At 69.0% G+C, this 14,274-nt stretch carries 15 protein-coding genes; all 15 read left to right on the top strand.

All coding sequences use genetic code 11. The features are described 5' to 3' along the window. Positions 1-80: 80 nt before the first annotated feature. On the top strand, positions 81-305 hold the full coding sequence (gene rpmE, locus RKD23_RS12370; protein WP_019326867.1) for a 50S ribosomal protein L31: 225 nt from the start codon (positions 81-83) through the stop codon (positions 303-305). 107 nt (positions 306-412) lie between these two features. Beyond that, entirely contained in the window at positions 413-1,489 is a 1,077-nt protein-coding gene (gene prfA, locus RKD23_RS12365; RefSeq protein ID WP_424853731.1) for a peptide chain release factor 1, read from the top strand. 38 nt (positions 1,490-1,527) lie between these two features. Continuing rightward, positions 1,528-2,373, top strand: coding sequence for a peptide chain release factor N(5)-glutamine methyltransferase (gene prmC, locus RKD23_RS12360; RefSeq protein ID WP_424853730.1), 846 nt, complete (start codon positions 1,528-1,530; stop codon positions 2,371-2,373). A 52-nt stretch (positions 2,374-2,425) separates the two neighbouring features. Then, complete coding sequence (locus tag RKD23_RS12355; protein WP_404042242.1) at positions 2,426-3,073, top strand: L-threonylcarbamoyladenylate synthase; 648 nt, start codon at positions 2,426-2,428, stop codon at positions 3,071-3,073. Beyond that, positions 3,070-3,738 (top strand): protein-tyrosine-phosphatase, encoded by a 669-nt coding sequence (locus tag RKD23_RS12350; RefSeq protein ID WP_404042241.1) that lies wholly within the window; start codon positions 3,070-3,072, stop codon positions 3,736-3,738. The genes RKD23_RS12355 and RKD23_RS12350 overlap by 4 nt, the downstream gene beginning before the upstream one ends. Before the next feature lie 110 nt (positions 3,739-3,848). Beyond that, positions 3,849-5,087, top strand: coding sequence for a serine hydroxymethyltransferase (glyA, locus tag RKD23_RS12345; protein WP_424853729.1), 1,239 nt, complete (start codon positions 3,849-3,851; stop codon positions 5,085-5,087). A 175-nt stretch (positions 5,088-5,262) separates the two neighbouring features. Continuing rightward, entirely contained in the window at positions 5,263-6,582 is a 1,320-nt protein-coding gene (locus RKD23_RS12340) for an MraY family glycosyltransferase (RefSeq protein WP_424853728.1), read from the top strand. A 299-nt stretch (positions 6,583-6,881) separates the two neighbouring features. After that, positions 6,882-7,319 carry a hypothetical protein gene (locus RKD23_RS12335; protein ID WP_424853727.1) on the top strand — a complete coding sequence of 146 codons (438 nt, stop codon included), beginning with the start codon at positions 6,882-6,884 and terminating at the stop codon, positions 7,317-7,319. 210 nt (positions 7,320-7,529) lie between these two features. Continuing rightward, a complete protein-coding gene (gene atpB, locus RKD23_RS12330; RefSeq protein WP_404042632.1) occupies positions 7,530-8,366 on the top strand; it encodes a F0F1 ATP synthase subunit A in 837 nt (278 codons plus the stop codon). 78 nt (positions 8,367-8,444) lie between these two features. After that, the gene (locus tag RKD23_RS12325; RefSeq protein WP_030042676.1) at positions 8,445-8,681 is read left to right on the top strand and encodes an ATP synthase subunit C; all 237 of its coding nucleotides are present in this window, start codon (positions 8,445-8,447) and stop codon (positions 8,679-8,681) included. Between the two features lie 43 nt (positions 8,682-8,724). Further along, positions 8,725-9,273: a F0F1 ATP synthase subunit B gene (locus tag RKD23_RS12320; protein ID WP_404042237.1), complete on the top strand. Its 549-nt coding sequence runs from the start codon at positions 8,725-8,727 to the stop codon at positions 9,271-9,273. Further along, positions 9,270-10,085: a F0F1 ATP synthase subunit delta gene (locus RKD23_RS12315; RefSeq protein ID WP_424853726.1), complete on the top strand. Its 816-nt coding sequence runs from the start codon at positions 9,270-9,272 to the stop codon at positions 10,083-10,085. Before RKD23_RS12320 ends, RKD23_RS12315 begins: the two co-directional genes overlap by 4 nt. A 133-nt stretch (positions 10,086-10,218) precedes the next feature. Beyond that, the gene (atpA, locus tag RKD23_RS12310; RefSeq protein WP_424853725.1) at positions 10,219-11,811 is read left to right on the top strand and encodes a F0F1 ATP synthase subunit alpha; all 1,593 of its coding nucleotides are present in this window, start codon (positions 10,219-10,221) and stop codon (positions 11,809-11,811) included. A gap of 21 nt (positions 11,812-11,832) precedes the next feature. After that, entirely contained in the window at positions 11,833-12,750 is a 918-nt protein-coding gene (locus RKD23_RS12305) for a F0F1 ATP synthase subunit gamma (protein ID WP_424853724.1), read from the top strand. Continuing rightward, a complete protein-coding gene (gene atpD, locus RKD23_RS12300) occupies positions 12,750-14,186 on the top strand; it encodes a F0F1 ATP synthase subunit beta (RefSeq protein WP_424853723.1) in 1,437 nt (478 codons plus the stop codon). Before RKD23_RS12305 ends, atpD begins: the two co-directional genes overlap by 1 nt. The last annotated feature ends 88 nt before the right edge of the window (positions 14,187-14,274 follow it).

Genomic DNA, 14,274 nt, shown 5'->3' with positions numbered 1-14,274 from the left:
GACTGGTACGTCGGCTCCGGTTCACGCCCCCGCACCCCGCGGCAGGCGACCCGGCGCCCTCCCGAAACCTAGGAGACACCTTGAAGCGCGACATCCACCCCGAGTACGTCGAGACGCAGGTCAGCTGCACCTGTGGCGCGTCGTTCACCACCCGCAGCACGATCGAGAGCGGCACCATCCGCGCCGAGGTCTGCTCCGAGTGCCACCCGTTCTACACGGGCAAGCAGAAGATCCTCGACACCGGTGGCCGTGTGGCCCGCTTCGAGGCCCGCTTCGGCAAGGCTGCCGCCGGCTCCAAGAAGTAGCGAGCCCCAATTCGCCGGTCCACGGCCGCGCCCCCGCGGGGGTGCGCCCGGGACCGGCGTTTTTGGTCGCCCGCCCCTTCACCCCCGTACACCCACAGGAGCCCAAGATGTTCGAGGCCGTCGAGGAACTGGTCACCGAGCACGCCGACCTGGAGAAGAAGCTCGCGGACCCCTCGGTCCACGCCGACCAGGCCAATGCGCGCAAGCTGAACAAGCGCTACGCCGAGCTCACCCCGATCGTCTCGACGTACCGCTCCTTCAAGCAGCTCGGCGACGACATCGAGACCGCGCGTGAGTTCGCCGCCGACGACCCCGACTTCGCCGCCGAGGTCAAGGACCTCACCGAGCAGCGCGAAGAGGTCACCGAGAAGCTGCGTCTCCTGCTGGTCCCGCGTGACCCCAGCGACGACAAGGACGTCATCCTCGAGATCAAGGCGGGCGCCGGCGGCGACGAGTCGGCCCTGTTCGCGGGCGACCTGCTGCGCATGTACCTGCGCTACGCCGAGCGCGTCGGCTGGAAGACCGAGATCATCGACGCCACCGAGTCCGAGCTGGGCGGCTACAAGGACGTCCAGGTAGCGGTGAAGACCAAGGGCGGCAACGGCGCGACCGAGCCCGGCCAGGGCGTCTGGGCGCGGCTGAAGTACGAGGGTGGCGTGCACCGCGTGCAGCGCGTGCCGGCGACCGAGTCGCAGGGCCGGATCCACACCTCCGCGGCCGGTGTCCTGGTGACGCCGGAGGCCGAGGAGGTCGAGGTCGAGATCAACCCGAACGACCTGCGCATCGACGTCTACCGGTCCTCCGGCCCCGGCGGGCAGTCCGTCAACACCACCGACTCCGCCGTGCGCATCACGCACATTCCGACCGGAGTCGTCGCCTCCTGCCAGAACGAGAAGAGCCAGCTGCAGAACAAGGAGCAGGCCTTGCGTATCCTGCGCTCCAGGCTGCTCGCAGCGGCGCAGGAGGAGGCGGAGCGCAACGCCGCCGACGCCCGCCGCAGCCAGGTCCGTACCGTCGACCGCTCCGAGAAGATCCGTACGTACAACTTCCCGGAGAACCGCATCTCGGACCACCGTGTCGGCTTCAAGGCGTACAACCTGGACCAGGTCCTGGACGGCGACCTCGACGCGGTGATCCAGGCCTGTGTCGACGCGGACTCGGCAGCCAAGCTCGCAGCCGCGTAAAGCCCGGGACGTACGAGTACCACCCACGGAGGACGAGCGTGAACCTGCTGCTCGCAGAGGTGGCCCAGGCCACTCAGCGGCTGGCCGACGCCGGCGTGCCCTCGCCGCGCACCGACGCGGAGGAGCTGGCCGCGTTCGTGCACGGCGTCAAGCGCGGCGAACTCCACTCCGTGAAGGACTCCGACTTCGACGCGCGCTACTGGGAGGTCGTCGCCCGCCGCGAGGCGCGTGAGCCGCTCCAGCACATCACCGGGCGCGCCTTCTTCCGCTACCTGGAGCTCCAGGTAGGACCGGGCGTGTTCGTGCCGCGGCCGGAGACGGAGTCCGTGGTCGGCTGGGCCATAGACGCCGTACGCGCGATGGACGTCGTAGAGCCCTGCATCGTGGACCTGTGCACGGGCTCCGGCGCGATCGCGCTCGCCCTCGCCCAGGAGGTGCCGCGATCCCGCGTGCACGCCGTGGAGCTGTCCGAGGACGCCCTGGTGTGGACCCGCAAGAACATGGAGGGGTCCAGGGTCGACCTGCGGCAGGGCAACGCCCTCGACGCCTTCCCCGACCTCGACGGCCAGGTCGACCTGGTCATCTCCAACCCGCCGTACATCCCGCTCACCGAGTGGGAGTACGTCGCCCCCGAGGCGCGTGACTACGACCCGCAGATGGCGCTGTTCTCCGGCGAGGACGGCCTGGACCTGATCCGCGGCATCGAGCGCACCGCGCACCGGCTGCTGCGCCCGGGCGGCGTCGTCGTCATCGAGCACGCCGACACCCAGGGCGGCCAGGTGCCGTGGATCTTCGCCGAGGAGCGGGGCTGGGCGGACGCTGCCGATCACCCGGACCTCAACAAGCGCCCCCGCTTCGCCACGGCCCGCAAGGCCCTGCCGTGAGCACCCGCCAGACTTCACCCCAGAGTTACGTGTACGAGGAGGACCGCTAGACATGGCCCGGCGATACGACACCAACGACGCGACCGACCGCGTGACCGGTCTGCGTGAGGCCGCGTCCGCCGTCCGCCGTGGTGAGCTGGTGGTCCTGCCCACCGACACGGTGTACGGCATCGGCGCCGACGCGTTCTCCTCGGAGGCCGTCGCGGACCTGCTCGCCGCGAAGGGCCGGGGCCGCAACATGCCCACGCCCGTGCTCATCGGCTCGCCCAACACCCTGCACGGCCTCGTCACCGACTTCTCCGAGCAGGCCTGGGAGCTGGTCGACGCGTTCTGGCCGGGCGCGCTCACCCTCGTCGCGCGGCACCAGCCGTCCCTGCAGTGGGACCTCGGCGACACCCGCGGCACCGTCGCGGTGCGCATGCCGCTGCACCCGGTCGCGATCGAGCTGCTCACCGAGGTCGGCCCGATGGCGGTGTCCTCCGCCAACCTCACCGGCCACCCCTCCCCGGAGACCTGTGACGCCGCGCAGGGCATGCTCGGCGACTCCGTCTCCGTGTACCTCGACGGCGGGCCCACCCCGGGCAACGTGCCGTCCTCCATCGTCGACGTCACCGGCCCGGTGCCCGTCCTGCTGCGCGAGGGAGCCCTCTCCCCGGACGAGCTGCGCAAGGTCGTCCCCGACCTCGAGGTGGCCAATTGACAGCCCCTGACGCGGGGCGTGGCATAGGCGGCATCGGGGAGGAGACCACCACCTTCGGCTTCCCCCGGGACTCCTTCCGCATCCTCCACGTCAGCACCGGGAACGTCTGCCGCTCGCCGATCACCGAGCGGCTGACCCGCCATTTCGTCAGCCAGCGGCTCGGTGTGCTGGGCGGCCCGCTGATAGTGGAGAGCGCGGGCACCTGGGGCCACGAGGGCGCGCCGATGGAGGCCAACGCCGAGACGGTGCTGGCCGACTTCGGCGCGGACGCCGCCGGATTCACCGGCCGTGAACTCCTCGACGAGCACGTCATCATGGCCGACCTCGTCCTGACGGCCACCCGCGACCATCGCGCCCAGGTCATCTCCATGGGCCACTCGGCGGGGCTGCGCACCTTCACGCTGAAGGAGTTCACCCGCCTGGTGAAGGCGATAGATCCGGCCACGCTGCCTCCGCTGGAGGACGGCGTGGTCACGCGCGCCCGCGCCCTGGTGCGTGCCGCCGCCGCTCTACGCGGGTGGCTCCTCGCGCCGACCGCCGAGGCGGACGAGGTGCACGACCCGTACGGGGCTCCGCTGACGTTCTTCCGCTCGATCGGCGACGAGATACACGAGGCGCTGGACCCGGTGGTGACAGCTCTGACGGGCGTCGCCGCACGCACCTAGGGGCGCGAGGAACTGCGCGGTCGACCACCGCGGACCCGTAGTCGCGCGACTGGAGCACACCCCGAGCTCTCAGGCGGGCGCCCCGGTCCCCCCGGTCCTACATTGGACCCATGACGGTCACTCCCGCCCAAGAGACCGACGCCCTACGCCGTCAGGACCCCGAACTCGCGGACGTCCTGTTCGGAGAACTCGCGCGGCAGTCCACGACGCTCCAGCTGATCGCCGCCGAGAACTTCACCTCGCCCGCCGTGCTGGCCGCGCTGGGCTCACCGCTCGCCAACAAGTACGCCGAGGGCTACCCGGGCAACCGCTACCACGGTGGCTGCGAGATCGTCGACGTGGCCGAGCGGCTCGCCGTGGACCGGGCCAGGGCGCTGTTCGGCGCCGGGCACGCCAACGTCCAGCCGCACTCCGGCTCCTCCGCCGTGCTCGCCGCGTACGCGGCCCTCCTGCGCCCCGGTGACACCGTCCTCGCCCTCGGTCTGCCGCACGGCGGCCACCTCACGCACGGCTCGCCCGCGAACTTCTCCGGCCGCTGGTTCGACTTCGTCGGCTACGGCGTCGACGCCGAGACCGGGCTGATCGACTACGAGCAGGTCCGCGCCCTGGCCCGCGCGCACCACCCGAAGGCGATCGTGTGCGGCTCGATCGCCTACCCCCGCCACATCGACTACGCCCACTTCCGGGCCATCGCCGACGAGGCCGGCGCCTACCTCATCGCCGACGCCGCCCACCCGATGGGCCTGGTGGCCGGGGGAGCGGCGCCCAACCCGGTGCCGTACGCCGACATCGTGTGCGCCACCACCCACAAGGTGCTGCGCGGGCCTCGCGGCGGGATGCTGCTGTGCGGGCAGGAGCTGGCCGAGCGGGTGGACCGGGCGGTGTTCCCGTTCACCCAGGGCGGCGCGCAGATGCACACCATCGCCGCGAAGGCGGTCGCGTTCGGCGAGGCGTCGACCCCTGAGTTCTCCGTGTACGCCCATCAGGTGGTCGCCAACGCGAAGGCGCTGGCCGCCGGGCTCGCGGCCGAGGGCCTGGTCGTCACCACGGGCGGCACCGACACCCACCTGATCACCGCCGACCCGGCGCCGCTGGGCGTGGACGGCCGGGACGCGCGCGGCCGGCTCGCCGCGGCCGGGGTGGTGCTGGACTGCTGCGCCCTGCCGCACGGCGACACCCGCGGGCTGCGGCTGGGCACGGCCGCGGTGACGACCCAGGGCATGGGGGAGGCGGAGATGGGCCGGGTCGCCGTACTGCTGGCGGGGGTGGTGCGTGACGAGGTCGACAGCCGGACGGCGCGCGAGGAGGTACGGCGGCTGACGGCGGACTTCCCGCCGTATCCCGGCTGATCGGGGGTAGGCGCTCCCGGGTGCGGAGGAGGCTGTGCGCACCGAGTGTGCGGCGGCACACAGCCGCACGTGCAACCATCGTCGCTACCCGGAAGTCCCCACACATATGCGTCGCGTATGCGACCGTCGCTAGGGTGTGGGGCTGTGATGGCCAGCGAGACCTGTGGGGAAGCCCGTGCGTGAATACCTGCTGACGCTCTGCATCACGGCCGCGGTGACGTATCTGCTGACAGGGCCGGTACGTAAGTTCGCGATCGTGGCCGGGGCGATGCCGGAGATCCGGGCCCGGGACGTGCACCGGGAACCGACTCCGCGGCTCGGCGGTATCGCCATGTTCTTCGGGCTGTGCGCGGGCCTGCTGGTGGCGGCGCACCTGGCGAACCTCAGCGCGGTCTTCGAGACGTCCAACGAGCCGCGGGCGCTGCTGTCCGGGGCCGCGCTGATCTGGCTGATCGGCGTGCTGGACGACAAGTTCGAGATCGACGCGCTGATCAAGCTGGGCGGCCAGATGATCGCCGCGGGCGTGATGGTCATGCAGGGTCTGACGATCCTCTGGCTGCCCATCCCGGGCTTCGGCAACGTGGCGCTGACCCAGTGGCAGGGCACCCTGCTCACGGTCGCGCTGGTGGTCATCACCATCAACGCGGTCAACTTCGTGGACGGCCTGGACGGCCTCGCCGCGGGCATGGTGTGCATCGCGTCGGCCGCGTTCTTCCTCTACGCCTACCGCGTCTGGGTGTCGTACGGCATCGAGGCCGCCGCCCCGGCCACGCTGTTCGCGGCGATCCTGATGGGCATGTGCCTGGGCTTCCTGCCGCACAACATGCATCCGGCGCGCATCTTCATGGGCGACTCGGGCTCGATGCTGATCGGCCTGGTCCTGGCGGCCGGGGCGATCTCCATCACGGGCCAGGTGGACCCGGACGCGCTGAAGCTGTTCGCGGGCTCGGAGAAGGAGGCCGTGCACCAGACGGTGCCGGTCTACATCCCGCTGCTGCTGCCGCTGACCATCATCGCGATCCCGGCCGCCGACCTGATCCTGGCGATCGTCCGCCGCACCTGGCGCGGCCAGTCCCCCTTCGCCGCCGACCGCGGCCACCTCCACCACCGTCTGCTGGAGATCGGCCACTCCCACAGCCGCGCGGTGCTGATCATGTACTTCTGGTCCGCGCTGATCGCCTTCGGCGCGCTCGCCTACTCCGTCAACTCGGCGTCCATGTGGATCGTCCTCGGTGTGGTGGGCCTCAGCGCGATCGGCCTGGTGCTGCTTCTGCTGCCGCGCTTCCGGCCGCGCGTGCCGAGGTGGGCCCACCACTTCGTGCCGCCCCGCTACCGCCGCCGCCACGCCCCGGAGCCCGCCCCGCAGGCCCTGGCGGCCACCACGGCGGAGCCCCGTACCCCGGTCGCGGTCGGCGCCCGCACGGCCAACGGGGCGACGGCTCTGAGCGCCCGCGCACAGGTCTCGGACCGGCGTAAGGCCGGCACCTCGCGCTGACGCGAAGGTAAGAATCTGACTAGAGCATTGCCAAATCATGGGGGAGCGAACCGGGCCAATAGCAGACAAGTCGGCCCGGTTCCTGCACAGACGCGCGCGTTCACTCTCATGTGTGACAGCGAGCACACCTGCCAGGTAAAGACCTCATCAAATAGTTTGTGATACGGTTCACGAGAACCCGGGATAGAGCCGAAGGACCCTAGTGCGAGGGTCCGCTCGGACGTGAGGTTCTCTCTCAGCCCGGGGCTACGCTCGTCCATGACGACACCCCTGCCCCCTTTGAAAGCGGAGTTGCCGCCATGCCGTCCAATGACGTCCGGATCCTGGCCAAGGTCGCTGTGCCCACAGCTGCCGTCGGTGCGGTTGCCGCTGTCGTCAGTGGCCTGTTGGTCGGCGGCAAGGGCGCCGTGGGGTCCGGCGTGGCCGCGGTGGTGACGATCCTCTTCATGGGGATCGGCCTGATCGTGCTCCAGCGCACTGCCAAATCGCTTCCGCACCTGTTCCAGGCGATGGGCCTGATGCTCTACGCGGCGCAGATCCTGCTGCTGTTCATCTTCCTCGCCGCGTTCAAGAACACGTCACTGTTCCACCCCAAGGCCTTCGCGTTCACGCTCGTCGCGACCACCCTCGTGTGGATCGGCGCACAGACGTACGCGCACATGAAGTCCAAGATCCTTTACGTCGAACCCGACTCCTCCGAGGGCAGCAAGCCCGAGAAGACGGGCCCTTCGTCGTGAGGGGTAGGCCCGGGATAAAGACGCGTTCGACAAGCTGCTATCGTCCGGTGCCAACTGCGGCACTGCGGGCGCGGGCATCCGAGCTGACGCCTGTTCCATCGCGAGGCTCGACCCCGAACAGCCGCCCCCACATCCGAAACACCAGTCCAGTGCCGACCCGCGGCTGCGCGCCGCGCCGACACAACGAGGTTGCCGTACCTATGCGCCACGCTGAAGGAGCCCGCGGTGAGTGCTGACCCGACGCAGGTGCTCGCCTTCGAGACCGACTGCCACATCTTCGACGGCTGTGGCTTCCCCGCTCCCGGCCTGCACTCGTTCCTGTTCGAGCCCATCTGGGGCGACGCGGACAGCAACCTGTACTTCAACAAGACGATGCTGCTGGCGCTGCTCGGCTCCATCGTTGTGATCGGGTTCTTCTGGGCCGCCTTCCGCAAGCCCAAGGTCGTCCCGGGCAAGATGCAGATGGTCGCCGAGGCCGGCTACGACTTCGTCCGCCGCGGCATCGTCTACGAGACGCTCGGCAAGAAGGAGGGCGAGAAGTACGTTCCGCTGATCGTCTCGCTGTTCTTCTTCGTCTGGATGATGAACCTCTGGTCGATCGTCCCGCTCGCCCAGTTCCCGGTGACGTCGATCATCTCGTACCCCGCCGTCCTCGCCGGAATCGTGTACGTCCTGTGGGTCTCGCTGACCTTCAAGCGGCACGGCTTCGTGGGCGCGTTCAAGAACTTCACGGGCTACAACAAGGAACTCGGCCCGGTTCTGCCGCTGGCGATGGTCATCGAGTTCTTCTCGAACCTGATCGTCCGTCCGTTCACCCACGCGGTACGACTCTTCGCGAACATGTTCGCGGGCCACACCCTGCTGCTGCTCTTCACGATCGCCAGCTGGTACCTGCTGAACGGCATCGGCATCGCCTACGCCGGCGTCTCGTTCATCATGGTCATCGTCATGACGGCCTTCGAGCTTTTCGTCCAGGCCCTTCAGGCGTACGTCTTCGTGCTCCTGACCTGCACCTTCATTCAGGGCGCGCTCGCCGAGCACCACTGAGCACCCGCCACTTTCGAACCCCCGCAGACGTCCGGTGGCCAACCCCCACCGGTCCTTGAAAGAGAAGGAAGAACTGGCATGTCTACTCTTGCCGCTGTCACCGGTGACCTCAAGGCCCTCGGCTCCATCGGCTACGGCCTTGCCGCCATCGGCCCCGGCGTGGGCGTCGGCATCATCTTCGGTAACGGTACGCAGGCCCTCGCCCGCCAGCCCGAGGCCGCCGGCCTGATCCGCGCCAACCAGATCCTGGGCTTCGCCTTCTGTGAGGCGCTCGCCCTGATCGGTCTGGTTATGCCGTTCGTCTACGGCTCCTGATCACTTCAGGCTGACGACCGCAATCCAGACGAAAGGCAACGACATGAGCCAGCTGCTCATTCTGGCGGCCGAGGGGGAGACCGAGAATCCCCTCGTCCCGCCGATCCCTGAGCTCGTCATTGGCCTTCTCGCCTTCGTCATCGTCTTCGGCTTCCTCGCCTGGAAGCTCCTTCCGAACATCAACAAGGTTCTGGAAGAGCGGCGTGAGGCCATCGAGGGCGGTATCGAGAAGGCCGAGGCCGCGCAGACCGAGGCCCAGAGCGTCCTCGAGCAGTACAAGGCCCAGCTCGCCGAGGCCCGGCACGAGGCCGCGCGTCTGCGCCAGGAGGCGCAGGAGCAGGGTGCCGCGCTCATCGCGGAGATGCGTGCGGAGGGCCAGCGCCAGCGCGAGGAGATCATCGCCGCCGGTCACGCCCAGATCGAGGCCGACCGCAAGGCCGCCGCGTCCTCGCTGCGCCAGGACGTCGGCAAGATCGCCACCGACCTGGCCGGCAAGCTCGTCGGCGAGTCCCTCGAGGACCACGCCCGCCAGAGCCGTGTCATCGACCGGTTCCTGGACGAGCTCGACGCGAAGGCCGAGGCCGCGCGATGAACGGAGCGAGCCGCGAGGCCCTGGCAGCCGCGCGCGAGCGTCTCGACGCGCTGACGGACGCCACGTCCGTGGACGCGGCGCGGCTCGCCGACGAGCTGGCCGCCGTCACCGCGCTGCTCCACCGCGAGGTGTCGCTGCGTCGGGTCCTGACCGACCCGGCGCAGGCCGGAGAGGCCAAGGCCGAGCTGGCCCAGCGCCTGTTCGGTGGACAGGTCGGCGGCGAGACCGCGGACCTGCTGGCCGGCATGGTGCGCTCCCGCTGGTCGCAGTCCCGCGACCTGGTGGACGCGCTGGAGGAGCTGGCGAACACCGCCGACCTCACCGCCGCGCAGCGTGGCGGCTCGCTGGACGACGTCGAGGACGAGCTGTTCCGGTTCGGCCGGATCGTCTCCGGCTCCACCGAGCTGCGTGCCGCGCTGACCGACCGCAAGGCCACCACCGCGGCCAAGGGCGAGCTGCTGCGCAGCCTGCTCGGCGGCCGTGCCAAGGCCACCACCGAGCGTCTGGTGACGCGCCTTGTGACCGCGCCGCGGGGACGTAGCCTGGAGTCGGGACTGGAGTCCCTGTCCAAGCTCGCCGCCGAGCGCCGGGACCGCATGGTCGCCGTCGTCACCTCGGCGGTTCCGCTGAGCGACGGCCAGAAGCAGCGCCTGGGCGCCGCACTGGCGAAGCTCTACGGGCGTCAGATGCACCTCAACCTCGACGTGGACCCCGCGGTCCTCGGCGGAATCCGGGTGCAGGTCGGTGACGAGGTCATCAACGGCTCCCTCGCGGACCGCATCGAGGACGCCGGCCGCCGCCTGGCGAGCTAGCCCGCAACTCAATACGCAGTACGTACTTACGACGGCCCATGTTGGGCCGTGCAGAGGATTCACCTCCTGATGGGGGGAGTCCCCATCCCCCCAAGTGAAACTTCGGGCCCAACAAGGAGAGCAGGGAACCCAGATGGCGGAGCTCACGATCCGGCCGGAGGAGATCCGGGACGCGCTGGAGAACTTCGTCCAGGCGTACAAGCCGGACGCGGCCTCGCGCGAGGAGGTCGGTACGGTCACCGTCGCCGGCGACGGTATCGCCAAGATCGAGGGTCTGCCCTCGGCCATGGCGAACGAGCTGCTGAAGTTCGAGGACGGCTCCCTCGGTCTCGCGCTGAACCTGGAAGAGCGCGAGATCGGTGCCGTCGTGCTCGGCGAGTTCAGCGGTATCGAGGAGGGTCAGCCGGTCACCCGTACCGGCGAGGTCCTGTCGGTCGCGGTGGGCGAGGGCTACCTCGGCCGCGTCGTCGACCCGCTCGGCAACCCGATCGACGGCCTCGGCGAGATCGAGACCAGCGGTCGTCGTGCCCTTGAGCTGCAGGCCCCCACGGTCATGCAGCGCAAGTCGGTGCACGAGCCGATGGAGACCGGCTACAAGGCCGTCGACGCGATGACCCCGATCGGCCGTGGTCAGCGTCAGCTGATCATCGGTGACCGCCAGACCGGCAAGACCGCCCTGGCCGTCGACACGATCATCAACCAGCGCGACAACTGGCGCACCGGCGACCCGAACAAGCAGGTCCGCTGCATCTACGTCGCCATCGGCCAGAAGGGCTCCACCATCGCCGGCGTGCGCCGCGCGCTGGAGGAGAACGGCGCCCTGGAGTACACGACCATCGTCGCCGCCCCGGCGTCCGACCCGGCCGGCTTCAAGTACCTCGCGCCCTACACCGGCTCGGCCATCGGTCAGCAGTGGATGTACGAGGGCAAGCACGTCCTCATCATCTTCGACGACCTGTCCAAGCAGGCCGACGCCTACCGTGCCGTGTCGCTGCTGCTGCGCCGTCCGCCGGGCCGCGAGGCCTACCCGGGCGACGTCTTCTACCTGCACTCCCGTCTGCTGGAGCGCTGCGCCAAGCTCTCCGACGACATGGGCGCCGGCTCGATGACCGGTCTGCCGATCGTCGAGACCAAGGCCAACGACGTGTCGGCGTTCATCCCGACCAACGTCATCTCCATCACCGACGGCCAGTGCTTCCTGGAGTCCGACCTGTTCAACGCCGGTCAGCGTCCGGCCCTGAACGTCGGTATCTCGGTCTCCCGCGTCGGTGGCTCCGCCCAGCACAAGGCGATGCGCCAGGTCTCCGGCCGTCTGCGCGTGGACCTCGCCCAGTTCCGTGAGCTGGAGGCGTTCGCCGCCTTCGGTTCCGACCTGGACGCCGCGTCGAAGCAGCAGCTGGAGCGCGGTCAGCGCATGGTCGAGCTGCTGAAGCAGGACCAGTACCAGCCGATGGCCACCGAGTACCAGGTCGTCTCCGTCTGGGCCGGCACCAACGGCCGTATGGACGAGGTCCCGGTCGTCGACATCCGCCGCTTCGAGCGCGAGCTGCTCCAGTACCTCAAGGACCAGCACAAGGGTCTGATGACCTCCATCAAGGAGGGCGCGAAGATGTCGGACGACACCATCGCCGCCATCGACTCGGCCGTCGCGGAGTTCAAGAAGCAGTTCGAGACCTCCGACGGCAAGCTGCTCGGCGAGGACGCTCCGGCCGCTGCCGCCAAGTGACGTAAGGAAGGGACCTGACTCATGGGAGCCCAGCTCCGGGTCTACAAGCGTCGCATCCGATCCGTCACCGCGACCAAGAAGATCACCAAGGCGATGGAGATGATCGCCGCCTCGCGCGTCGTCAAGGCGCAGCGCAAGGTGGCGGCCTCCACGCCGTACGCGCAGGAACTGACCCGCGCGGTCACGGCGGTCGGCACCGGGTCGAACACCAAGCACCCGCTCACCACCCAGGCCGAGACGGTCACCCGGTCCGCAGTCCTGCTGCTGACCAGTGACCGTGGTCTGGCCGGTGCGTTCAACTCCAACGCCATCAAGGCGGCGGAGCAGCTGACCGAGCGCCTCGAGCGCGAGGGTCAGCAGGTCGACACGTACATCGTCGGCCGGCGCGGTGTGGCCCACTACAACTTCCGCGAGCGCAAGGTCGTGGAGTCGTGGACCGGGTTCACCGACGAGCCGACCTACGCGGACGCGAAGAAGGTCGCCGCGTCGCTGATCGAGGCCATCGAGAAGGACACGGCGGAGGGCGGCGTGGACGAGCTCCACATCGTCTACACCGAGTTCGTGTCGATGATGACGCAGACGGCGATCGACAGCCGGATGCTGCCGCTCAGCCTCGAAGAGGTCGCGAAGGAGGCCGCCCCCCAGGGTGAGCTTCTTCCGCTGTACGACTTCGAGCCCTCGGCGGAGGACGTCCTCGACGCCCTGCTGCCGCGGTACGTCGAGAGCCGGATCTACAACGCGCTGCTGCAGTCGGCTGCTTCCAAGCACGCCGCCACGCGCCGCGCGATGAAGTCGGCCACCGACAACGCGGGCGAGCTGATCAACACGCTCTCCCGCCTTGCCAATGCGGCCCGCCAGGCCGAAATCACCCAGGAAATCAGCGAGATCGTCGGTGGCTCCGCAGCCCTTGCCGACGCGACCGCGGGGAGTGACAAGTAATGACGACGACTTCTGAGACGGCCGTTGCCACGGGCCGCGTCGCCCGGGTCATCGGCCCGGTCGTCGACGTGGAGTTCCCCGTCGACGCGATGCCCGACATCTACAACGCCCTGCACGTCGAGGTGGCCGACCCGGCCAACGCCGGCGAGAAGAAGACGCTGACCCTGGAGGTCGCCCAGCACCTGGGTGACGGCCTGGTCCGCACGATCTCCATGCAGCCCACCGACGGTCTGGTCCGCCAGGCCCCGGTCACCGACACCGGTGCCTCCATCACGGTGCCGGTCGGCGACTTCACCAAGGGCAAGGTGTTCAACACCCTCGGTGAGGTGCTGAACGTCGACGAGGCCTACGAGGGCGAGCGCTGGGGCATCCACCGCAAGGCCCCGAACTTCGACGAGCTCGAGTCGAAGACCGAGATGTTCGAGACCGGCGTCAAGGTCATCGACCTTCTCACCCCGTACGTCAAGGGTGGAAAGATCGGTCTGTTCGGTGGTGCCGGCGTCGGCAAGACGGTGCTCATCCAGGAGATGATCTACCGCGTCGCCAACAACCACGACGGTGTGTCGGTGTTCGCCGGTGTCGGTGAGCGCACCCGTGAGGGCAACGACCTCATCGAGGAGATGTCGGACTCCGGCGTCATCGACAAGACCGCGCTGGTCTTCGGCCAGATGGACGAGCCCCCGGGCACCCGTCTGCGCGTGGCCCTGGCCGGTCTGACCATGGCGGAGTACTTCCGCGATGTGCAGAAGCAGGACGTGCTGTTCTTCATCGACAACATCTTCCGCTTCACCCAGGCCGGTTCCGAGGTGTCGACCCTGCTCGGCCGCATGCCCTCCGCGGTGGGCTACCAGCCGAACCTGGCCGACGAGATGGGTCTCCTCCAGGAGCGCATCACCTCGACCCGTGGTCACTCGATCACCTCGATGCAGGCGATCTACGTCCCCGCGGACGACCTGACCGACCCGGCCCCGGCCACCACCTTCGCCCACCTCGACGCGACGACGGTTCTGTCCCGTCCGATCTCCGAGAAGGGCATCTACCCGGCCGTGGACCCGCTGGACTCGACGTCCCGCATCCTCGACCCGCGGTACATCGCGGCGGACCACTACAACGCCGCGATGCGCGTGAAGAACATCCTGCAGAAGTACAAGGACCTGCAGGACATCATCGCGATCCTCGGCATCGACGAGCTCGGCGAGGAGGACAAGCTCGTCGTCCACCGTGCCCGTCGCGTGGAGCGCTTCCTGTCCCAGAACACCCACGTCGCCAAGCAGTTCACCGGCGTGGACGGTTCGGACGTGCCGCTGGACGAGTCGATCGCTGCGTTCAACGCGATCTGCGACGGCGAGTACGACCACTTCCCGGAGCAGGCGTTCTTCATGTGCGGTGGTCTCGAGGACCTGAAGAAGAACGCGAAGGAGCTGGGCGTCTCCTGACCCGGGCAGCTGCCTGAGTCGTGAGGGGGCGGGCACGTCCCGCCCCCTCACTCACGCCTACTAGACTTGTAACCAACACCCGGCAGAA

Origin of the sequence: Streptomyces sp. SAI-170, assembly GCF_049739565.1 — a bacterium.
Taxonomy (GTDB): Bacteria; Actinomycetota; Actinomycetes; order Streptomycetales; family Streptomycetaceae; genus Streptomyces.
The sequence above is the reverse complement of the archived record's forward strand: the minus strand, read 5'-3'. Positions and strand labels throughout refer to the sequence as shown.

What these genes read in the sequence shown, in the direction of transcription:
- prfA (WP_424853731.1), top strand. Translation starts at nt 413, where the DNA reads ATGTTCGAGGCCGTCGAGGAACTGGTCACCGAGCACGCCGACCTGGAG.
- RKD23_RS12355 (WP_404042242.1), top strand. Translation starts at nt 2,426, where the DNA reads ATGGCCCGGCGATACGACACCAACGACGCGACCGACCGCGTGACCGGT.
- glyA (WP_424853729.1), top strand. Translation starts at nt 3,849, where the DNA reads ATGACGGTCACTCCCGCCCAAGAGACCGACGCCCTACGCCGTCAGGAC.
- RKD23_RS12335 (WP_424853727.1), top strand. Translation starts at nt 6,882, where the DNA reads ATGCCGTCCAATGACGTCCGGATCCTGGCCAAGGTCGCTGTGCCCACA.
- RKD23_RS12325 (WP_030042676.1), top strand. Translation starts at nt 8,445, where the DNA reads ATGTCTACTCTTGCCGCTGTCACCGGTGACCTCAAGGCCCTCGGCTCC.
- RKD23_RS12320 (WP_404042237.1), top strand. Translation starts at nt 8,725, where the DNA reads ATGAGCCAGCTGCTCATTCTGGCGGCCGAGGGGGAGACCGAGAATCCC.
- RKD23_RS12315 (WP_424853726.1), top strand. Translation starts at nt 9,270, where the DNA reads ATGAACGGAGCGAGCCGCGAGGCCCTGGCAGCCGCGCGCGAGCGTCTC.
- atpA (WP_424853725.1), top strand. Translation starts at nt 10,219, where the DNA reads ATGGCGGAGCTCACGATCCGGCCGGAGGAGATCCGGGACGCGCTGGAG.
- RKD23_RS12305 (WP_424853724.1), top strand. Translation starts at nt 11,833, where the DNA reads ATGGGAGCCCAGCTCCGGGTCTACAAGCGTCGCATCCGATCCGTCACC.
- atpD (WP_424853723.1), top strand. Translation starts at nt 12,750, where the DNA reads ATGACGACGACTTCTGAGACGGCCGTTGCCACGGGCCGCGTCGCCCGG.